The 22120-nt window shown below is 41.7% G+C and carries 16 protein-coding genes and 1 pseudogene; 6 read left to right on the forward strand and 11 right to left on the reverse strand.

Annotated features, from left to right (window positions below; translation table 11 throughout):
* Window positions 1-70 precede the first annotated feature (70 nt).
* Together rpsF and H6G97_RS09060 are read left to right on the forward strand one after the other, a co-directional pair.
* Window positions 71-433, forward strand: coding sequence for a 30S ribosomal protein S6 (gene rpsF / locus H6G97_RS09055; RefSeq protein WP_190940294.1), 363 nt, complete (start codon window positions 71-73; stop codon window positions 431-433).
* A gap of 215 nt (window positions 434-648) precedes the next feature.
* Complete coding sequence (locus tag H6G97_RS09060) at window positions 649-1209, forward strand: Npun_F5560 family protein (RefSeq protein ID WP_190940295.1); 561 nt, start codon at window positions 649-651, stop codon at window positions 1207-1209.
* A gap of 498 nt (window positions 1210-1707) precedes the next feature.
* Here the strand turns inward: H6G97_RS09060 and H6G97_RS09065 are convergent, their stop codons facing one another.
* Entirely contained in the window at window positions 1708-2061 is a 354-nt protein-coding gene (locus H6G97_RS09065) for an STAS domain-containing protein (RefSeq protein WP_190940296.1), read from the reverse strand.
* A gap of 486 nt (window positions 2062-2547) precedes the next feature.
* On the opposite strand from H6G97_RS09065, the gene H6G97_RS09070 reads away from it, so the two are divergent.
* The gene (locus tag H6G97_RS09070; protein ID WP_190940297.1) at window positions 2548-3180 is read left to right on the forward strand and encodes a DedA family protein; all 633 of its coding nucleotides are present in this window, start codon (window positions 2548-2550) and stop codon (window positions 3178-3180) included.
* Window positions 3181-3513: 333 nt separating this feature from the next.
* On the opposite strand, the gene H6G97_RS09075 is transcribed toward H6G97_RS09070, so the two are convergent.
* The 3 genes and pseudogenes from H6G97_RS09075 to H6G97_RS09085 form a co-directional block, all read right to left on the reverse strand.
* Complete coding sequence (locus H6G97_RS09075; RefSeq protein WP_190940298.1) at window positions 3514-4716, reverse strand: argininosuccinate synthase; 1203 nt, start codon at window positions 4714-4716, stop codon at window positions 3514-3516.
* Window positions 4717-4832: 116 nt separating this feature from the next.
* Entirely contained in the window at window positions 4833-5099 is a 267-nt protein-coding gene (locus tag H6G97_RS09080; protein WP_190940299.1) for a hypothetical protein, read from the reverse strand.
* 140 nt (window positions 5100-5239) lie between these two features.
* Window positions 5240-7207: pseudogene (locus tag H6G97_RS09085) on the reverse strand (sensor domain-containing protein).
* Between the two features lie 468 nt (window positions 7208-7675).
* Here H6G97_RS09085 and H6G97_RS09095 point away from each other — a divergent pair.
* Window positions 7676-8221 (forward strand): PEP-CTERM sorting domain-containing protein, encoded by a 546-nt coding sequence (locus H6G97_RS09095; protein WP_190940300.1) that lies wholly within the window; start codon window positions 7676-7678, stop codon window positions 8219-8221.
* A gap of 277 nt (window positions 8222-8498) precedes the next feature.
* Here the strand turns inward: H6G97_RS09095 and H6G97_RS09100 are convergent, their stop codons facing one another.
* Window positions 8499-10661 (reverse strand): PhoX family protein, encoded by a 2163-nt coding sequence (locus H6G97_RS09100; protein WP_190940301.1) that lies wholly within the window; start codon window positions 10659-10661, stop codon window positions 8499-8501.
* A gap of 649 nt (window positions 10662-11310) precedes the next feature.
* Complete coding sequence (locus H6G97_RS09105) at window positions 11311-13650, reverse strand: PhoX family protein (RefSeq protein WP_190940302.1); 2340 nt, start codon at window positions 13648-13650, stop codon at window positions 11311-11313.
* Between the two features lie 445 nt (window positions 13651-14095).
* Between H6G97_RS09105 and H6G97_RS09110 the strand changes: the two genes are divergently transcribed.
* Window positions 14096-15040 (forward strand): glycosyltransferase family 2 protein, encoded by a 945-nt coding sequence (locus tag H6G97_RS09110; protein WP_338421642.1) that lies wholly within the window; start codon window positions 14096-14098, stop codon window positions 15038-15040.
* Window positions 15041-15367: 327 nt separating this feature from the next.
* Here H6G97_RS09110 and H6G97_RS09115 read toward each other — a convergent pair whose 3' ends face one another.
* From H6G97_RS09115 to H6G97_RS09130, 4 genes are all read right to left on the reverse strand, one after another.
* A complete protein-coding gene (locus H6G97_RS09115) occupies window positions 15368-15643 on the reverse strand; it encodes a ubiquitin-like small modifier protein 1 (RefSeq protein WP_190940303.1) in 276 nt (91 codons plus the stop codon).
* Between the two features lie 95 nt (window positions 15644-15738).
* Entirely contained in the window at window positions 15739-17043 is a 1305-nt protein-coding gene (gene thrC, locus H6G97_RS09120) for a threonine synthase (RefSeq protein ID WP_190940304.1), read from the reverse strand.
* A gap of 385 nt (window positions 17044-17428) precedes the next feature.
* Window positions 17429-18595, reverse strand: a complete 1167-nt coding sequence (locus H6G97_RS09125; RefSeq protein WP_190940305.1) for a GNAT family N-acetyltransferase — start codon at window positions 18593-18595, stop codon at window positions 17429-17431.
* A gap of 123 nt (window positions 18596-18718) precedes the next feature.
* Complete coding sequence (locus tag H6G97_RS09130) at window positions 18719-19459, reverse strand: RibD family protein (RefSeq protein WP_190940306.1); 741 nt, start codon at window positions 19457-19459, stop codon at window positions 18719-18721.
* Between the two features lie 293 nt (window positions 19460-19752).
* Here H6G97_RS09130 and H6G97_RS09135 point away from each other — a divergent pair, with 293 nt between their 5' ends.
* A complete protein-coding gene (locus H6G97_RS09135; protein ID WP_190940307.1) occupies window positions 19753-21882 on the forward strand; it encodes an ATP-binding protein in 2130 nt (709 codons plus the stop codon).
* Here H6G97_RS09135 and H6G97_RS55895 read toward each other — a convergent pair.
* Window positions 21778-22092: a transposase gene (locus H6G97_RS55895; protein ID WP_422394175.1), complete on the reverse strand. Its 315-nt coding sequence runs from the start codon at window positions 22090-22092 to the stop codon at window positions 21778-21780. The genes H6G97_RS09135 and H6G97_RS55895 overlap by 105 nt on opposite strands.
* Between the last annotated feature and the right edge of the window lie 28 nt (window positions 22093-22120).

Here is a 22120-nt window from a genome sequence, read left to right on the forward strand (position 1 = left end):
GCATTTTCAATAAAAAAGAGGTATAAATTAACATCGGCAGCCACTTTTGTCCATGAGGAAACTGAAAAATATGACTACAAATTACGAAACAATGTACATCCTCCGTCCTGATCTGGGAGAGGAACAGGTAGAGCAAGCAATTACTAAATATCAGAATTTGCTTCGCGATCAAGGCGCTGAGGATATGCAAATTCAAAATCGTGGTAAGCGTCGTCTGGCTTATGAAATCAAAAAACACCGCGATGGCATTTACATCCAGTTAAACTACAGTGCGCCTGCAACTGCGATCGCTCCTTTTGAACGTGCCATGCGCTTGAGTGAAGAAGTGATTCGTTATTTGACAGTTAAGCAGGAAATTGGAGAGGAAAAACCCCCTAAAGAGGAAAAGGAAAAGCCTACTAAAGTAGTTGCAACTACAACAGCAACAGCGTAAGGAATCAGGAATAGGGAGATGAGGGAGATAAGGGAGAAATAATTAATGCCCTAATCCCCAATCCCCAATCCCTAATCCCATTCAATAAAATTTTGTCTTTTTCTGATCTCGTGGCTTGTTTGGGAATGCTAAATTAACAAATACTTGCCAAAGGTAGTACTCGCGCAGTTATACCTAAGAGTGGACAAGATTCTGAATGGGAGCTTTAAGCTACTGTGAGCCAATCTGATACACCTAATATTCAAGTTCTCTCTACGGAAGTATCGCAACTGCGCCAAGAGTTGCAACTTCGCGATCAATTAGTGCAACAGCTATCTCAAGAACTCTTCCGGCTGGTAAAGGGTAATACTAGTTTTATGCCCCAGCAGCCGGAGCCTGAGCGCGATCTAAGCCACTTACACGCTTTACAAGAACAACTCCAAGCTGTAGAGCAGCAGGTGGCGTTCTACCAAGAGCAAATTACAACTCGTGACTCCGAAATTTACCAATTGCGACAGTCAGTTCAAGAACTCACCGATCGCACTCGGATGTTGGAGCAAGTAGTACAAGAGCTACCTCAAATTTACCGCAGGAAGTTTGAGGAGCGGATGACACCAGTGAGAGAAAAAATAGCAATGCTACAACGGGAAAATCGGCAACTACAAGCAGAATTGCAAAGTGTAAGTTACCGTTTAGCACTCAAAACTCGCAATGCTAGTCACGGCGGAATTGATTTGCCAAATTTCCCCCGCCCAGCATCCGAAGAAACTAATATTTCGACTCCCCAGAATGCCTAAAGTTATCATTATGATGGAGTTTAAGAGGTAAGAAATTGGTGTGGCAATGGATCTTGGAGACATCCAAGTAGTACATCAAAGCAAAAATAACTATAGAGTTAGAAATAACGCAAACGCTAATCTTGTGACCTTTCTTACCTCTTGCTTCCTTGCATTACATCTAAATATAGAACAATTAGCTATTGGCATCTCCCACGGCTAAAAAAAAGCCAGCTGATGGGACTTGAAAGGCTGGGGAGTATCACAAACAATTGCAATCACTTTGACCAATTTCTGGTCATTTTCTACTTTATCGCTTTAGTGTAGATGGTTTTCAACAAGCACATTCATCTACCGTAAATGTTACCTAGTTAAAAACCATCAGTTTTTCTGAACATTCTTCTCTAGACAAAAAAGAAAATCAGTTTGCTAGCACCAAACTGTTATCTTAAGAGAGAGAATGTGAAAAAATGCAAATATTGCTTGACTCCACCATCCATCTAAAGGTAGATTTATTAACTAGCCTGCTAGCACCAGACTGTTGTTTTTGTCGGTAGTGAAAATGTCTTGGTAAGTTTGAAAAATTTCAAACACTGTATCTAGTTGAGTAAGTTCTAAAATTAACCGTACAGGAGCTTGTACGTTGCATAGAACCAAGCGGCAACCACTTTGACGTGCAGCTTTTAAAGCTTTTACTAAAGGAACTAACCCAGAACTGTCCATAAAATTAACTTCTGCTAAATCGATAACCCACAGTTGATGAGGTTGGGGGACGATCGCAGTCATCTGCTCACTTAAAGCCTTACCGCCTTCCAAATCTATGATTCCTTGGGGTTTAAACAAAATTACTTGAAATTCTTGTGTGAAAGCCATAAATTTAACAGGGTAGTTGGAACACTTGGCAAAAAATTGAAAAAAGACATTAATACATCTTCTCTTTCAACGGTAAAACAACCACTCTACCTAGATATCTGGGTAATTGCAGTCGTATAGTTGAGAGAGATGATTTCAGTATTCATGCCGTATAATTTGTGATAACTTTCATCAATATAGGCATAACCGCCTAACAATTTCGGTATCAACCGTATCTTTTACAAAATTTTTATCATTTAACTCGACTTTTATAAAGTTTATATAAATTTTTTATTTTTTTAAAAATAAACATAAAATTATGGTAATTACACCATAGTTTGCGTAATTAATAGTCAAAAAGTAGTAGCAACCATAGACTGTAAGTTATGGATTATCCAGAATTAAATTAATGGCTTAATGATTGAATGTAGCGGTTTGATTGACACCCTACCCAAAAACAAGCAAAGATATAGTAAAAGTAAAAATTTGTAAAGACGGCGGTGCGGGATGTCTTTAGAGCTGATTTCACTAGAAAACATCCAGGAAGTCGCCCATACATACGGGTATTGGGCAATCTTTTTGGGAATTTTGCTAGAAAATTTAGGCATTCCCCTTCCTGGTGAAACCGTGACCTTAGTAGGCGGGTTTTTAGCTGGCAGCGATGAACTAAATTTCTGGCTGGTTCTCAGTGACGCAATTATAGGTGCTGTAATTGGTGGCACTTGTGGCTACTGGATTGGTAGAGTTAGCGGTTGGCCTTTTTTGGTAAAAGTTGGTAGCATCTTTCGGATTTCGGAAGTGCGACTAATGAGTATTAAAGATCAATTTAGTCAGAATGCTGCTAAAGCAGTCTTTTTTGGACGTTTTCTTGCATTGTTACGAGTTTTTGCTGCACCACTAGCTGGTATAGCCGAAATGCCCTTCGGAAAATTCTTTTTATACAACTTTTTAGGAGCAGTTGCTTGGGCTAGTTTGATGGTGACATTAGCTTTTTTTGCTGGCAAAATTGTCTCTTTAGAACAATTGGTTGCTTGGGTGGGTCAATTTGCGATCGCAGCGTTACTGATCCTCGCTGCCTTAATTGTTGTACCCCTGTGGATAGAGTCTCGCCAAGTTAAAAAAGTGAGTGGTGAGGAGTAAAAAATCAGGGGTGAGGAGTGAGGAATAAAGTTAAAAATTGTTTCTTTTAACTTTCATTTCTTCTGTTTTATCGAACAGAATTCAGGAGTCAGGAATCAGGAGTCAGGAGTCAGAATTCAGAATGAATTCTGTATGACTGGCGGATAGCGCCGATGGCAAGCGAGTCCGCGAACGTCTGAATAATCGGCGTTTTTGCACTCCCACAAATTGAAAATTTGGTGGTCAACAAGAAAGTCGCGGGTTTGAATCCCCGACTGATTTATTCTGACTCCTGAATTCTGACTTCTGAATTCTTCTTCAAATTTTTAACTCCTAACCCCTAACTCTTAACTGCTAACCTCTTACTTGCTGCGACCAAATGCGAGTTGGTAATCCCCAAACGTAAATAAAGCCTTCAGCTGCTTTGTGATCAAATTGGTCTTCTGCACCGTAGGTTGCCAAATCGGGAGTATAGAGTGAATTATCACTCGAACGCCCAACTATCGTAGAGTTGCCCTTGAACAACTTCACTCGCACAGTTCCAGAGACTCGCTCTTGTGTCTTTTGAATAAAGGCATCAAGTGCAACTTTGAGTGGACTGTACCATAAACCGTTGTAAACGATTTGGCTGTAAGTTTCTTCAATGCCACGCTTATAATGGGTAACATCTGCCGTTAAAGTCAAGCTTTCTAAATCTCTATGTGCCTGAATTAGCACTAACATTGCGGGTGATTCGTAGATTTCCCGCGATTTGATGCCTACCAAACGGTTTTCAATCATATCAATCCGACCGATGCCGTGATTTCCTACCACCTGATTGAGTTCTTCAATTAGCTCAACTGGCTCCTTCGCTGTACCGTTGAGGGTGGTGGGAATACCGCCAGAGAAACCAATTTCGATGTATTCTGGCTGATTGGGAGTGTCAGCGATCGCTTTGGTCATCTCATAAATTTCTTCTGGTGGCTCAAATGATGGATCTTCGAGTAAACCAGCTTCAATACTACGACCAAGCAAATTTTTATCAATGCTGTAGGGAGAAGATTTTTTGACTGGTGAAGGGATACCAAACTTTTCACCATAAGCGATCGTTTCCTCACGGCTCATTCCCCATTCTCTAGCTGGTGCGAGAATTTTCAGGTTGGGGTTCAAGGCGGTTACAGAGACATCAAAACGAACCTGATCGTTACCTTTGCCAGTGCAACCATGAGCGATCGCATCAGCACCATATTTTTCGGCTGTTTCTACTAATGCTTTGGCAATCAGTGGACGGGCAAGAGCAGTTCCTAGAGGATAACGATTTTCATAAAGGGCGTTGGCTTGAATCGCTCCAAAGGCGTAATCTTTAACGAAACTGTCTTTGACATCCGCCACGAGGGATTCACTTGCACCGGATTTGAGAGCTTTTTCTCGAACTGGCTCTAATTCATCTCCCTGACCTAAATCTGCTGCTAGGGTAATCACCTCTTCCACACCCCACTCCTGTTTGAGGTAGGGAATGCAAACGGAGGTATCCACTCCGCCAGAATATGCCAGGACAACCTTTTTGGCGCGACCCATTAATTTCTCCAGTTAGGACAACAAAGAATGAGTCATTATTATATCTGAACTAATCCAGGTATATTTTCTTCATCTCAATCTCCCAGGAGACGACCACTTACCCGTAGCTGCAACACCTAATCTCGGTTAGTTGACTCAGAGCCTGGAGTTTCCACTTCAAAGTTGTCTCCCCGCTTCTTTACTGAAAAGTCCGGCTCATTTTTGCTATTTTGAGCTAATCCAGCAGCACCTGCGATCGCTGTTCCGGCAAGTCCAAGTCCAGCAGACCATTTGGCATCAGTGATATTTGGCGAGACTAAAACAGCAACACCAATAACCGCTCCAATAGTCGCCATAAACATGGGTGTTATAGCCCTAATTATTTCTGGGGTGAGAGATTTCATAAAAGTAAGTTATAGAATTGGTTCTGTTCATGAGGTAAATACACAGCGTCAAATTCTCATTCCAGAATTGTGAACCAATTTAGCTTTAACCTTGACTATGACAAATAAATCAAAAAATCCCTTAACGTATCTTAGACTCATCACCACTGAGGATTTGTCATAATTAATTCCGCCGCCTGAGAGCTATCTAGTGGATGGGAGAAAAAATATCCCTGCCCATATTCACAGTTCAAGTTTCTCAACAGTGCTAGTTGCTCTTCCGTCTCCACCCCTTCGGCGGTCACATCCACACCTAATTTGTGTGCCAATGTAATAATTGTCTCAACAATATTTAAATTTTCATAATCAATAATGCCCCGGCTAACAAATGAACGGTCTATCTTCAACTAATTAATTGGAAAGTCGTGGAGACGACCTAATGAGGAATAGCCCGTACCGAAGTCGTCAATTGCCAGCTTAATTCCTAAATTTCTCAGTTGCTTTAGCCTGATGATGGCTTTATCGTTGTGTTCCATAATTACGCTTTCTGTAATCTCCAGCGTCAAACTCGCTGCGTCTATTCCAGTGTCTTCTAGGACTTTATTGATCTGCGATAGCAAGTTTTCTTCACTGAACCTACTACTACAAAGATTGACACTAATACTCAAGCGCCACTTATCCAGATCCCCAAAGACAGAGGATAATTGCTCTTGCCACTGCTGTATCTGACTACATACCTCATGCAAGACCCACTGCTCAATAAGGATAATTAGCCCGGTTTCTTGGGCAGTTGACATGAAATACTCTGGCAAAACAATGCCGTGTTTTGGATGTAGCCAGCGTACAAGCGCTTCAAAACCAATTATTCTGCCACGACTAAGTGACACTATTGGTTGATAATAAATGCGAAACTCTTGAAGCTCAATGGCTCGGCGCAGTTCGTTAACCAACTGCAAGCGTGTCATTGCTTGAATATGCATATCTGTGTCAAAAATCTCATAGCACGCCCTGCCTTGTGTCTTAGCTCGGTACATGGCAATATCGGCATCACGCAAGAAGTCTTCTGGTTGTTCACAATCTTTTGTGCTTAAGGCAATGCCAATACTCGCTGTAATAGAAACTTCTTGCTCGCCTAGAACTACCGGAAGTGCCAGTTTCTTTTGTATTCGCTCAACAACCCCGATCACTTCTACTACATCTTTAATTCCCACCAGCAAGATGATAAACTCGTCTCCTCCGAGGCGTGCAGCTATATCTATAGAACGCAAGCATTCTTGAAGCCTTTGAGCAACGGTAAGCAGTAATTCATCTCCACATGTGTGTCCTAGGCTGTCGTTGATCAACTTGAAGCGATCTAGGTCTACAAACAAGACAGCAAATAAATAATCTGAGTGCCGTTTGGAATAATTGACCGCATGTTTTAAGCGGTTCATAAATAAAGTGCGGTTGGGGAGACCCGTCAGTACATCGTGAAAGGCAAGATGCAGCAGTTGTGACTTGGCTCGTTTACGCTCTGTAATTTCACTCAGCAATTGCTGATTTGCTTTCGCCAGTTCCTCTGTGTGTTTTGCCACTTGTTCTTCAGCTTGTTTAGCTTCGCTGATATTACGCAGCAACCAACGCCAGCCTACCAACTTTTCTTGTGAATCATACACTGGAGATACCCTGATACTAGCAGGAAAGGGTGTACTGAAACGTGGCTTTAGGTCAATTACGCAGTCCTGCATCTGCTGCGAATTATTTATCAGGGAGCTAAATATCTGGCGGTCTTGTTGAGCAATAAACACAATTAATGGTTTACCTACCAGATATTTTTGGCGCACACAGAGCATAGTTGCTGCTGCATAATTAGCCTCTAGGATCTTCCCTGCGGTATTAGTTACCAAATAACCATCTGGCGCAAAATCGAATAATTCTTGGTAACGCTGGCGTTCTTTCTCTGCTACCGCTCTTGTTGCCTCTAGCTCTTCGGAGGCAACCAATAGTTCTTCCACTGCTATTTGGAGTTCCTCGAAAGCCACTATCATTAGCTCTTGTTCTGAGTTCGGTTCAGTTGCAGTGCGCTGCCATATTCTCCGTACCCGTGAGCGCAATTCGTTTATCTGTTGGCTAAATTCATCTACGTCCATATTGCTCAAGCTGCAAAATTAAGAACCGTGGGCGTAAGTGGTTATACTATCAATGTATAAGAAGTATACCCATCTATAGCAGGATATAGTTTTCTTTAGGATAATGTGAAAGATTTAAAGCCCTAGAGAAGTTTGTTGTAGAGAAGTGTTATTGAAGAATTCAGGAGTCACAATCAAGACGCGTAAAGCAGGCAGACTTGCTAACGCTACACGCTTTTTTATTCAGAATTCATGCTGAATTTTAACTCGTGACTCCTGAATTCTGTTTGGAATTCACCTTCAAATATCAACATAATCTGTTATAAACATTAAAATAAGTTTACACAAAATTTATATAGAGCTAACAAACTTAAAGGTTTAACGAAGATAATCTTTTGTTTGCTATTTCTTAACCTACATACATTGGTTGAAAGCTTATTTAAGTGAAATTACAAAATTATTCATTTTTTAGCTTCGGAGCATTTTCTGATGAAATTAGCCAAAAATATTAGCATTGCTGCTTTTGCTGTTGCTATCTCGGTTGCTGCTGTTGGTAAACCGACGCAAGCTGCCTTGGTTAATTATGGTTTCACTGTAAATGCGACATCTGGCGATAATCCCGGTCAGTATTTCGGCTCTTTTCAATACGATGACTCAGCCTTAACCAATACAGGTCTTGAGACATTAGGAGTTGAAAATGGATTAGCAGTTGCATTCAACTATTTAGGTACTAATTATACACAGGTAGATGATACTGATTTCGACAGTTTTCCTATAGCCAGCTTTAATAATGGCGAAGTTTTGGGACTAAGCTATTTTGTTGCAGACCAGTTTGCGATCGGGAGTGATCCAAATACTCCAGATGTAGGAGGAAACAATTTTTATCTCATTGACCAATCTGTAAACACAACACAGGTAGGTACTGTAAGCTACGCTAAAGTACCCGAACCGTTAGCTGTTGGTGGTACGGCTATTGCTGCTGTTATGGGATTGTGGATGCAACGTAAGAAGAGAGCAACGAAAGTTGTAGGTTAATAACTGCAAGTAATATCATATCAGCTCGATTAATCAAGTAGGCGTGATATAAATCCAATAAAGTACTCTTCACCTCTGATGTGGTCTGAGAAAAGGGTAAGAGATGAATTTAAACCCTTCCCCTTTCTCTTTACCCTTTAACTGAGAAGTATTTTAAGCAAACAAATCACCTTAATCCTCACCCATGTTTAGGGTTAAGGATCAAGGTGATTTAAAACTATTTAAGATACTGTAGCGACAAAGGAGCGATCGCTAAATAAATCTGTTCCTATCGTCTTTAAAGACCACCAACAACGCCACCATCATTACGGGTAATTACTACCACTGATGAACGTGGGCGACCTGATGGGCCATAACCTTGACTGTGAGGCCAATTGCTGGCGAGCGTGGGATTCGAGGCATCCCCGCGATCGCCTGGGTGCTGGATGTTGATAAACATCGCTTTGCCATCAGGTGTGCTGGTAATACCAGTTACCTCACAATCCGTAGGGCTAGTTAAGAAGCGCCTAACTTGTTTGGTGTTGGGGTCAGCACACGACATGGTGTTGCTACCGATGTTTACTAAATCACCGATACCATCGCCTGAGTGGTCGGTCTGAATCCAAAGGCGACCGAAGTCGTCGAACCACAAACCATCTGGTGAACTTAAATCGTCACCTTTAATGTTGCCTTTGAGATTTGGTTCGGGTCTAGTTTTGTCGCCAGCTTCAAAGAAAATATCCCATTTGAAAGTTGTAGCCGTAACACTGTGTCCATCTTCGCGCCAGCGAATGATGTGACCGTAACGGTTGTCAGGGCGTGGGTTGGGAGGATTCACAGGAGGACGCGCACCACCTGCTGCTGTTGTGCCGTCTGGCTGGTTGGAGGAAACTGGAGTTGTGCCCCGACGATTATTGTTGGTCAATGTGCAGTAAACTTCAATCTCCTTATATCCGCCGATGCGAGGACGTACAGCAACCCACTCTGGGCGATCCATCATAGTTGCGCCGACGCGATCGCTAGCTTGTCTTGTCTTGATAAGTACCTCAGCTTGACTTCTGAAACCATTTTCTGGTGTCAAACCACGCTGACCGTAGACTAAAGGAATCCACTCACCAGTACCATTGTCATTAAATTTGGCAACGTACAGAACACCGTTGTCGAGCAAATCACGGTTAGCAGAACGATTTCCGGGATTGAAAGGTTGGGTACAAACGAACTTGTAGATATACTCGTTGCGCTCGTCGTCACCTTGATAGAAAGCAACACGGTTTTTGTCATCAACAACAACTTGAGCGCTCTCATGCTTGAACCGACCAAGAGCAGTGCGCTTGACTGGTTTGCTTTGTGGATTGTAGGGATCAATCTCGACCACCCAGCCGAATAAATGGGGTTCAAGTGGGTTGGTGCTGGCATCGAAGCGTGGATCAACCTCCGGCCAGCGATAGCTAGATGATGTTGAAACGCCGTACCGATTTTGTCCTGCCAGGATATCAGACTTTTCGATGCCTGGAATTGCAACTACATCTCGTGTAGGGTTGGCAAAGTAGCCGTTCCAGTTCTCTTCACAGGTCAAGTAAGTACCCCAAGGAGTGTAGCCATTGGCGCAGTTGTTGAGCGTACCATAAGCGGTATAGCCGTCGTTCAGTATCCCAGTGTCAACAGAGCCAGTTGGCTGAATTGAAAACTTCTTCGACTTTAACAGTGCATTGCCAGCCGCAGGCCCCGAAACTCGCATCTCCGTGTTGCCCGTAATGCGGCGACCATAAGGCGAATTGCGATTGAAACTCCACTCATTACCCTTTTTGGAAATTTCTACAACAGACACGCCATGAGCAGCCTGAGACTTGCGTACCTTGGCAATAGTGACTACATCCAGACCATCGGGATGCAAAATTGATTCTTGGGTATACTCATGGTTGACGCACAGTAGACCAGTATTGATGGGCTGGTTTAAAAAGCCTCTTAACGATCTTGTTTGTGAACTTACTGTCCGACCAACAACCTTCCCTGGCTGTAAAGGGAAGTAGTACATCCCGTCATTGTGCATACCAAACTGCTTTTCTTGAGCAGCTGCATCTTGGGAGACATCTGCTAACCAAGTCGGGCCACCAGGTGCGATCGGATCTCCCCAAGCAACTAATACTTTAGCTGTATAACCTTCAGGAACACTGACAAGATCCTTTTGCAGGAGTCCTGTAGCTGGGTTGAGTAAATTCGGTGGGATGCTCTTAAAGCCTATGCCAGCAAATCCCGTTCCTTTGGGAATTGGAGCTGCATCAACACTTTGGAGAAAGCCACCGATAGAAACATCGCCCATAACAGTTAGCACCGATGTACCTACAGCAGTCATGATGAACCGCCGCCGACTCAAACTAACGCGGTCAATCACATCACGAATTGACTCGTTACCGGATGTGTTGAGGGTCAAATTGTTTCTAGGGTGAAAGCGTCCTTTCATTCTTTGTTCTCCATTTAAGACTTAAGAGGTTGCTATTCAGTCCATCTCTCAATAACATTAGTAATTTGGTAAATAAAAACTTTATATATTTACAACAATTACTTAGATATTTCTTGAGATTTGACACATTTTTAACAGCCAATAAATAGCAGTGAATAACAAATTAAGACTGGCTGATGCTGCTTACGCAGATTAAAAAATCATATTTTCCTTAATTTAAGTACTAAATATTAACATTAGGTTATATACTGATTAATTTGAATTTATCAACAATGTTTTTGATGAAAATAGGCTTTTGATAAATAAGTAACAATTTTTTCATGAATACGCATGGTCAGATGAAACCGAAATTTCAGCAAGCGATAATCGTAGGATGAACGCTGCCAAAAATATAAAGTTAAGGTTTTCGCCAGCAATAGACAGGCTTTATTCTCGAAAATTGATTTATAAAAAAAGATGCAAGATGTCAGGCTAAACTAACATCTTGCATGAGTCGTAACAACCGCTTAGTAATTCATTACTCAGCTAATACCTGAAGTCGTCTTTAGACGATTTGTAAATAGTTTGAGTCCACTCAATTGGACTTTAGCTAGCATTGCGCTCAAAGTGCAAAACGAGCTAGGATGTCAATCAAAAATAAGGTTTTAAATTAAATAAACCTGTTGCGAGGATTTTTAGGGCGGATACCAATTACAGATGGTCGGGGAACACCTGTAGATTGTTCCTTACCACCATCAGATTTTGAGATATTACTCGGCCAACTACTGCCACGAGGTAAACTCCGAGTTTGATTGAATGTAGTACCATTCAAATCTAGTAATTCAATGCTGCGACTCAGCATTGTGCCATCGTTAATTGGACAATCTTCACCAGGATGTTGTATTGAAATAATCAGTGTATTTCCAATAAAAGTTGGCCCTGTCATTTCACAACGCACTGGCCCATGAGCAAACGGTGTTACTTGTCCCGCATTAGCACCACTAGTAGGGATAAAAAATAGCCAGTTATTACCAAATACTCCTGTAAAATCAGAAACGTTACCACTAGTAGTGTGATCGATTTTGGTTTGCTTACCTTCAGCACCAACATCAAAACCATTGTGAGTGTCGGTAGACATATCTGTAACACCCCAAACATTTCCCTGATTGTCAAACACTAAATTATCGACATTAGCAAAACCAGCACCATTAACAGACCCGGCTTCGCCACCTTGGGCAAATCTCTGCCACCGGAAGGTTAAACCTGTTGCATCGGTACTATCTTCAATAATCTTGTACAATCCTCCTGATTGCTGCGTTGCGTTCGCATCCGTGCTTAACTTAGCAACTTGAAAAATTCGGGAATCAGGATAACCATCGCTTCCCGGCGCACCATCGGTATAAGCAATGAAAACTTCTTTGGTCGTTGGATGCACTTCTATATCTTCAGGACGTGCTGTGGGAGTTCCGCCAACTAAGTTTGCAGCCAAAAAAGCATCACTAAGTACAGCACCTTGGGTAGAATAAAAGTCAGATAGCTTTTTATTTTGATAATCAGGTAGTGCTTTTGCTTCGTTAGTGCGATCGCATTTAAAAGTACCACCATCTTTGGTTTCACCTGCAATGCCATTACGTTTCGGTAGCGGTAAAAGTCCTTCTTTTTGTACTTTCTCCAACGCAGCAAATTCTACAGAAGATAGAACTGTCGGCGTAATGGGATTGGTAGCAGTAGTTAAGAGTAACGGTATCCATTTACCTGTACCGTCTGGATTGTAACGGGCAACATACAAAGTCCCGTTTTCCCATAAGCTACTGTTAGTTTTACTGCTGGGTGAAGAAATAGTGCTGGTACTGACAAATTTCCAAGTGTGTCCCCCGCGTCTGTCATCACCCAAGTAAGCAACTAATTTCTTACCTTTTTCAACGCGCAGGGCAACATTTTCATGGCGAAAACGACCTAACCAAGTGTGTTTCCGGGGACGAAATTTCGGATTTTTCGGGTCAATTTCGACAATCCAGCCGTATTTTTCGCCAACCAAACCAAAAGTCTTGCCAATAGTTTTCTCTGTGTAATCGGTCTGAGTACCATTAGCTTTGACTGCTTCTGTAACGCTATTTTGGAAATTCTCTTCCGCAGTTAAAATCGTTCCCCAAGGAGTTTTACCACCAGAACAGTTGAAGGCAGTACCAATAATTTTGTTACCCAATTCATCAGAAGAAAGATTAAAAACTTGGGTTGCAGCTGGGCCAGTTCCGATTAAATAATTTTTGTCACCTTTTTGGTGATTGCGACTTCCCCAAGCAGTGATATTTTTGTAATCATCATTGCGTTGGCTATTGATTGCCAACCCAGAAAGACCATGAATGCGGCGATTTTTGGCATCTTTAACCACAGCAAAACGTTTGTTGGCGTTACGGCGAGAGATGCGGACGATCGAGCCGCCTTGATTATATAAAAATTCTCCTTCAACTTCAATATTTTTGCTGGAGGGTAAAGCCCAACCAATTACATTTTCAAATGCGTCGGGTAGTTCTTTCAGATCAGAGGAATCTCCCACAACTAAAGTAGAAAATGGAAAACTAACGTATTCATGATTTACCCATAAATACCCGACATCATTAGTTTTTCTCAGGGGAATAAAGCCAGTAAAATCATTGTTGTAACCAAAGTAATCATCCTTGTTAGAAAAGACGCGATCGCCCCAACTGACAATTACATAACGTTCGTAGTCTGGCGGCACTACCACATCATCAATAACGTTATAGCTACCTAACTTAATATCCGCAGCTGCATCGACTATTTCTCCTTGACCAATTCCTGTTGGCAAGAAATTTTTCTGCTGCTGATAAATTGGTAGGGGATGTGGTAAGCGTACAGGTGTAAAGGTAAGTGGCGCGGTTTTTATTTCTGCACTGCTGACAACACTGTTTAGGAGTTTATCTCTCAAAATAGCAGCACCAGCACTGCCGACAAAAAATATTAAAATTTCTCTACGACTTAATTTAGACATCAAACTTTCCTCTGATGTGACAGAAAAAATTTAGTAGAGGGAACTCCAAGAAATAATTTACTACTACTTGTAGGGTGGGCATCTTGCCCGCTCAGTTTATATGGCGGGCGAGACACCCACCCCAGAAGAAATAATTAAATATTTTTTATTTGTAAGTCCCAGAAACAAATTCTATTTAATTAACATAAAAAGATATTAATTTTAGGAAAATCGCTGTATTTTAAATTTTTAATGACAAATTAAAGATAAATTGCCTTGTTTATACACGCATAAATAATTAGTTAGGTACTAATTCTAGTTTTTGAAGATTAAGCTTAGATTATATATTGATTAACTCCAAATTATTAAACCTTCCATTCTACGCAACCAGAATCAGCTAAGGAACAGTGTCAGCGCCCCATCTGTCCTATCCTGGAGATGGATAGATAGTGTTGTGGGTGAGACTGTGTTTTTCAGCGTTGTGATACCGACTTATAATCGCCAACCGATTTTAGAAAAGTGCCTCCGCGCCTTAGAGGTGCAGGAGTTAAGCCAGGGAAGTTTTGTTACTGATTACGAGATTGTCTTGGTGGATGATGGTTCTACTGATGGCACATTGGAGTGGTTAGCAGCACACAAAGAGGAGTTTCCTCATGTGCGCTGGTTTCAACAAGATCATGCTGGGCCGGCTGCGGCTCGGAATTTGGGAGTAGAACAGGCACTGGGAGACACAATTATCTTTATTGATAGTGATTTAGTAGTGCTGAAAAATTTCTTGCAAGCTCATGCTAATGCATTATTGCAGGGACAGGAGAAATTGGGGAGCGATCGCTTCTTCACTTACGGCGCAGTTATCAATACTTGCAATTTCGACAATCCAACGGCTGAACCCTACAAAGTCACAGATTTTTCCGCAGCTTTTTTTGCTACGGGAAATGTAGCAATCTCTAAACATTGGCTAGAGAAAGCCGGACTTTTTGATACTAGCTTTCAACTCTATGGCTGGGAAGATTTAGAATTAGGTGTGCGCTTAAAAAAACTAGGTTTGACACTAATTAAATGTCCAGAAGCCGTAGGATATCACTGGCATCCAGCATTTAAATTAGAGCAAATTCCCCGATTGATTGACCAAGAAATTCAACGCGGACGTATGGGAGTTTTGTTTTATCAAAAGCATCCTACATGGGAGGTGCGAATGATGATTCAAATGACTTGGCTGCATCGCTTACTTTGGGGAATTCTTTCACTCAATGGCACACTGAATGAACGGACGATGGCTCCTTTATTGCAATGGCTAATTAATTTAGATAAACCGCAATTAGCTTTAGAAATTGCCCGAATTTTCCTCAACTGGTACAACGTTAAGGGTGTTTATGAAGCCTATGCTCATATTAAAATGAGATCCTCGTAGTCTTTGTAGGTTGATTATTCTTGATGTACTTGATTATAATGCAATGTCAAAATGTGAAATAATCAGCAACAAAAAAGACGGGGGTTAGCCCGTCTTTTGTATAATAAGTAAAAACATCTTGGTAATTTCTGCAATATATCAGGATACTTTACTTGCCATCTGCCAAATTGCCAACTACTTATTAATAAAATACCAATATTACTTTTTATTTTATTGGATATTCTTAGCCGCTAAAATTTTTGGGCATTCCCAGCCGAAGACTGGGAACGAAGTAATCTTTCAAGGGGTTGTCTAGTCAGGCTTCTGGTGTATTTTGTGTTTTCTGCATTAACCACCAGCGACAGCTGGGACAATACTTACTTCGTCGCCATCTTTAAGAGTTGTGTTAATACCATCTAAATGGCGGATATCTTCGCTATCTACGTAAAAATTTACAAATCGACGTAGCTTGCCTTCTTCATCGCACAACCGCGATTTAATACCAGGAAAGCTTTGTTCTAAAGATTCCAACAATTCAGCAATGGTGCTACCGCTGGATTCTAGAGTAGCTTGATTATTAGTAAAACTCTGAAGAGTCGTAGGAACTAAAACTTTTACAGCCATAGAAGTACAAAGTGAAGAATGAGGAGTGAGGAGCTAGGAATAAACTTAAGAGTTATAAATCAAAAAACTTATAACTCTTAACTGATAACTCTTAACTAAACGAGAACTTGTTGCCATTCCAAGCGATCAAGAGTACGCGATCGCTCTAAGGCACGTTCAAAACTATCGAGTTTGGCATCAATAGTCAAGGGTTCGCCAACGTAGCCTTGAATTGCCTCTTGGGTTTTTAAACCGTTACCAGTGATGTAAATTACGGTAGTTTCATCTGGATCAATTTTGCCAGCTTCTACCAATTTCTTCAGCACGGCTACAGTTGTACCACCAGCCGTTTCGGTGAAGATGCCTTCAGTTTCTGCCAGTAGCTTGATGCCATCAATAATTTCTGCATCATTGACTGATTCAATGTTACCACCAGTCTTCTGAGCTAACTCTACAGCATAAATGCCGTCTGCTGGATTGCCGATCGCTAGCGATTTGGCAATTGTATTCGGTTTAACTGGCTTAATAAAGTCGCGTCCTTCTTTGAAGGCTTGGGCGATGGGTGAACAACCTTCAGCTTGAGCGCCGCTGAAACGGACTTTTTTGTTTTCTACCAAACCAACTTCTATAAATTCTTGGAAGCCTTTATAAATTTTGGTAAACAGAGAACCAGATGCCAAAGGAGCAACAACATGATCCGGTAGTTCCCAACCCAGTTGTTCCGCAACTTCAAAACCTAGCGTCTTAGAACCTTCAGAGTAATAAGGACGTAGATTAATGTTGACAAAACCCCAACCATGTGTGTTGGCAACTTCTGAACAGAGGCGATTTACTTGATCGTAGTTACCCTTGACGGCCATCAGCGTGGGACTGTAAATCAAGCTACCGATAATTTTACCGGCTTCTAAATCTGCGGGAATAAATACACAGCAGTCTAAACCTGCATGAGCTGCGATCGCAGCTGTAGAATTTGCCAAGTTGCCAGTGCTAGCGCAAGAAACAGTAGTGAAACCTAACTCCCGCGCTCTGGAGAGAGCGACTGACACCACCCGATCCTTAAAACTTAGGGTGGGCATATTAACGGCATCATTTTTTATATAAAGCTTATTTAGACCCAGGCGACGGGCAAGACGGTGAGAACGAACCAACGGTGTCATCCCCGTTCCCACATCTATAACATTGTCAGTTGCGACAGGCAAAAAGGGGCGGTAGCGCCAAATTGAATTAGGCCCGGCTTGAATTGTTTCACGAGTGACAGTTAGACGCAGAGCATTGTAGTCATACTCAACTTCTAACGGCCCAAAACACAACTCACAAACATTACTGGCTTTGAGTTCATATTCCGCACCACATTCCTTACACTTCAAGGCTTGAAAGTAGGCAGTGCTGGCTTTGGTTTGGGTTGTGATTGCCTGAGTCATAAACTAGCTTTCCCTGTTTTGTCTGTCACTGTCGCCTGATACTAACACGAGCAAAAATACCAGTCAAACATACCCGATAAAAATTGTCGGGTATAGGTAGTACTGAAAGGAATGATCCTTGTAAAACTTTAATATCAGTAATTTCTGTATTGACATTAGAGATATGAGCCAAAATGAATGTAGGGACGTAGCACTGCTACGTCCCTACAAGGGTTTCAGGCAACGAATAATTAATTTCTGGAGATGTCTATTGAGCCAAGATCGGTGTAAAGACGTAGCTAGAGGCTAAAAACCTTTTTCTATATAGCTTTCAGCTTTTTTCCTCTCCCGTTTTACCCAAACAGAGTAAGGCTTTGGCAAAAAGTAAGCGAGAAGCTTCGTAGAGCTAGCTAAATGGTAAATCTGCATTAATTGCCTCAATCTCCTGCTGTTCGAGTTGATTCACTTCCTTAATATAGGGACGTAAAATTTGTCCTAAACGATTATTGTAAAAGCGGTGCAGACTGTGATTAGGCATAGCGGGGAAACCACGGCGTTTTTTATGGCGGCCACCCGCGCCAGGATCAAAAATTTGGATTCCGTTAGCGATCGCCCACTCAATTGGCGCATAATAGCAAGCATCAAAATGTAAACAATCTATTTCTTGAAAACTTCCCCAATAGCGTCCATAGAGTTTGTCACCTTTAAACAAACAAAACGACATTCCTAAAGGATGAGAATTATCTTGTTCACTATATGCGGCGAAAAACAAGACTCGATGACGATAATCGGCCTGTAGCTGCTCAAAAAACCGCTGTGTGAGATACTTGCTACCCCACCAGCCAAACTTATCACAGGTGTCAGCATAGAACTGGTACATCAAGCGAAACACAGACTGAGGAATTTCATCGCCAGTCAAAGGTTGTAATCGTAAACCTGCTTTTTCCACAGCTTTGCGTTCCCGCTTAATATTACGGCGCTGATTGGCGTTAAACACCTTTAAATAGTCATCAAAAGTTTTAAAGCCAGCATTTTCCCAGACATAGCTGTGGTGCAGCCAAGTTGTAAAGCCATGCCGTTCCAGCATCGGACGCCATTGGGGATCGACGTAGAGAAAATGACACCCAGAAATTCGATTTTTTGAGCAAAAAGTGTCAATTTCATGCACCATCAGCGCTGTAATTTCATCCTCATCTTCTCCTGGGGCGATTAAAAATCTATAGCCTTCAGCAGGAGTAAATGGTGTCATTCCCAGCAATTTTGGGTAATATTGGACTCCGATGCGATCGGCTAACTCTGCCCATTGGTGATCGAAAACAAATTCACCAGAACTATGTCCTTTAAGATAAAGTGGCGCAGCAGCAATCAGCGTTCTATCTCGCCACAATGTCAAGTGATTTGGCAACCAACCAGTTTTAGCCGTAGTACTCTGGGAGGTTTCGAGATTATTTAGCCACTCCCATTCTAAAAATGGCGTTTTGAGTGGCATTGCCAAAGCATTCCAGGCATTTTGGGGTACTTCAGCGATTTTGTTCGTCCAAACGACAGAATAGCGAGGCTTAAGTTGTTCCACTTTTTAGGGACTGGGGACTAGAGACTGGGGACTGAGGACTGGGGACTGAGGAGTAGGAGAATAAGGAGAATACACCATACCCGATGCCCAATACCCAGTACCCAATCCCTTATTTAGCGTAATCTAATCTACTGGTCGTTGCAGGCGATAGTGCAAAAACACTTCTTGCTCAACTGTATGAACTTCTATAAGTTGCAACTTGGGAGCTAAATCGGGTAAAAATCCTTTCCCTTCGACGGGCGTGGGTGCAGTATTACCACCTAAAATCAGCGGACAGATAGTCAGCCATAATTCATCAATTAAATCTAATGCCAGTAAAGAAGCTACTAATTCACCTCCACCCAAGATGACTAAGCGTGTTATATGTATAATGGCTAGATGCTTCAAGGCTGCGAGAATGTCAATTTCTCGCGTTGGTGTTTCAAAAACCAGAATCTGCTCAAATTCTGGAGGGCACTTCTGTTCTTCGGTTCCCAGAGTTGAGGCAAGCGTCTGTAAGCGTCCTTTCCATGAAAGCGCTCCTGCTGTTGTCGTGAGTAGCCAGCGTCTAACTGGTTGCTTAAAAAAGCGAATTTCCGGATTAAGATTTGCAGAGCTTGTAATCACTATATGAACTGGCTGCGGAGGCTTCCCTTCTTGCACCCGATGTTGCACCAGAGTTGGATCTGTAACGGTAAGCGTTGTTCCGTAGGCACTTAAAGTACCAGCACCAAATAAAACGGCATCAGCGGCAGCAATTTGTTTTTCTAAGTGGGCTTTATCAACCTTGGAACCAAACCGAGCAGGCGATCGCCTAAAATCTGCTATCTTGCCATCTGCACTCATTGCTAAAACAACTGTAGTATTAGGACGATGTTGCAACATTAAATTGATTTGATAGTTTTATCATTTTTTTACTAGTATGTAGATTCTCTAATAAATCTATGCTTATAAGCTACTCTTTCGCTATTCCACCACTGTATTTGTATGCAACACAAGTCGCTTTTACATTTACTAAACAAGGGTTTTGGTATACTACGTTTCTTTTTAAATTATATCAATTTGTTATTTTTAAACATTGAAAATAAAACTCTCATAAGTTAATAAAATGTCTCATCTAGCTCGTCTAATTGCATATCTTCGCTGTAGTGGTTTGCAGGTGCAAAGTGAGACACTTGATGACTAATTCCCGCCAATCTTCCTTTCGTCGAATTTTAGTAACGAGAATATTGCTTCTGTTTGTCCCAGTTTTACTTATAGGCGAGATTGTTGCCTTGAATAAGGCACGTTCTAGCATATTAGGAACTGCACGTCAAAATTTAACAGAAAGCGCCATCAGTAAAGGGGAGAGAATTGGAGATGCGATCGCTATCTTAAAAGCTAATTTGCTGAGTGTAAGTAAAACGACGATGATTCCGTCGGGTTCGCCTATACAAGAACAAGAAATTCTCACGCAGTTTAGGCAACAACTTCCAGCAAGTATTGAGTGTATCCAATTAACAAATCTCCTAAACCAGAAAATAATTGCCAGTAGCTGTGGGGATCAACCTATCAAAGAAGTGACATCACCTTCGTCTAATGAAGGAATTGATGTCAAAACAATCTTTCCCTCAAAGACAGGAAGAACTGGCAAAAGAAACACACAAAATCAACTGCAAGTAGTGTTATCTGCACCAGTCTCCGATAACCGAAAAAACTCAGTTTATAGATTAAGTATTCAGTCTGCATTGTACCAACAAACCAGAAATGCGCCGGGATCGCTCACAGGCGCTATGGTAGTGATTGCTGAAGATGGCACAATTTTGGCGCACCCATTCACAGAGTGGGTGGGAACTAATATCAATCAGCACCCTTATGCTTCTCAGTTCAAAAGCATAATTAAAAATGCCATCGCCAGACGAAACGATTCGATAAATTTGTCTTTTACAGATGGCAAAGAATTAGTAGCTGGCTATACAGCTATTACAAATCCACTTAGTCAACAGCAGCAGGAAAAATGGATAGTTTTAGCTGTTACTAGTGTCGAAAATGCGCTTTTTGGTTTAGAGGAAATAAAACTAATTCTCATCGTTTTGACAGTTGGGTTGATTGGTGCAAGTTTGTTAGCATCTCTATATTTAGCTCCTTACTTGGCACGCCCTGTAGAAGAACTGCGAGATTACGCTCTCAATATTCACTCTCACCACGCTGCACAACCAGTTCCACACAATTTTCAAATCCGGGAATTCAATCAACTGGCCCAAGCCTTAGATCAAATGGTAGAACGGCTCAAAGCTGGGTCAGAAGAACTAGAAATAGCTTGGAAAGAAGCAAAAACCGCTAACCAGATTAAAAGCCAGTTTTTGGCTACGACTTCCCATGAATTAAGAAATCCATTAAATATTATTATTAACTGTATTCGCCTGGTTGAAGATGGCTTATGTGATGATCGGGAAGAAGAAATGGACTTTCTCAAGCGTGCCGATGAAACAACGATTCACTTGCTAGGTATTATTAATGACTTACTCGACATTTCTAAAATCGAAGCAGGTAAGCTTTCAGTTGTTTCTACACCTATTGACCTCCGACAAACATTGTTAGAGGTGATTAATTTACAATCAGTTAATGTTCAACAAAAAGGCTTACAGTTGAAATGTGAGTTAGATCCCCAACCGATACCAATTCAAGCAGACGCGGCAAAACTGAAGCAGGTACTGATTAATGTTATCGGCAACGCCACTAAGTTCACCGACACAGGAAGTATCAGCATTAGTACAGAGATTCAATATAGTGGTGGTAAATCTCAGGTAGTAGTCGCTGTTAAAGATACAGGTATAGGCATTGATCCAACTCAACAGCACAAGCTATTTCGCCCCTTTGTAATGGTGAATGGCACAACTACGCGCCAGTTTGAAGGTACTGGATTGGGATTAGCAATTTCACGAAACTTAATTGAACTCATGGGAGGCAGCATTACTCTTGAAAGTGCGGGGCTTTATCAAGGTACAACACTGAAAATTACTTTACCTTTGATTGATATCTCGCTGTTAGCTGTTCCCAAGAAAGAAGAAAATGTAGGGGATCTTGACTTTTCCTCTGAGAATGAGGGCGTAAAAGCAAGCAATTACCCTAGCCAACAAGAGTCTGGGGTAAGTCCTCCTTTGGGGAGCAATAAATCTGTGAAAGCAGGGGTAGACAAAGAGATGTTGCCGAAGTCCCTGGTGTTACTTGGGAAGGAGACTTGTGAGATTCGTCTTTCGCCGTTGCAAACTATCTTGGTAAGTCTTCCAAAAGGGGGAGTTTGTGCGAATGGGACTGTCAAGAGGTAAGAGACTTACAAACTCACAGTCCCATTTTTTCAGGGTATCCGTGATTATTTCTCTGAGTTTTTTTAGGATCTCTGCGTCGATAGCTTTTCTCCGATATACAACCAATACGATGTGAGCGTTAAGTTTGTAAATAGACCGTGAAGAAGCAGTAAGACTCGTTGGTACTTGTACCAAAAAGCGTGTTTCTGAGAAACAAGAATCTCCCGCCACACCGTAACCTTGGCGGCATAGTGTCAAA

Origin of the sequence: Nostoc flagelliforme FACHB-838, from assembly GCF_014698065.1 — a bacterium.
In the GTDB taxonomy this organism is placed as follows: Bacteria; Cyanobacteriota; Cyanobacteriia; order Cyanobacteriales; family Nostocaceae; genus Nostoc; species Nostoc flagelliforme_B.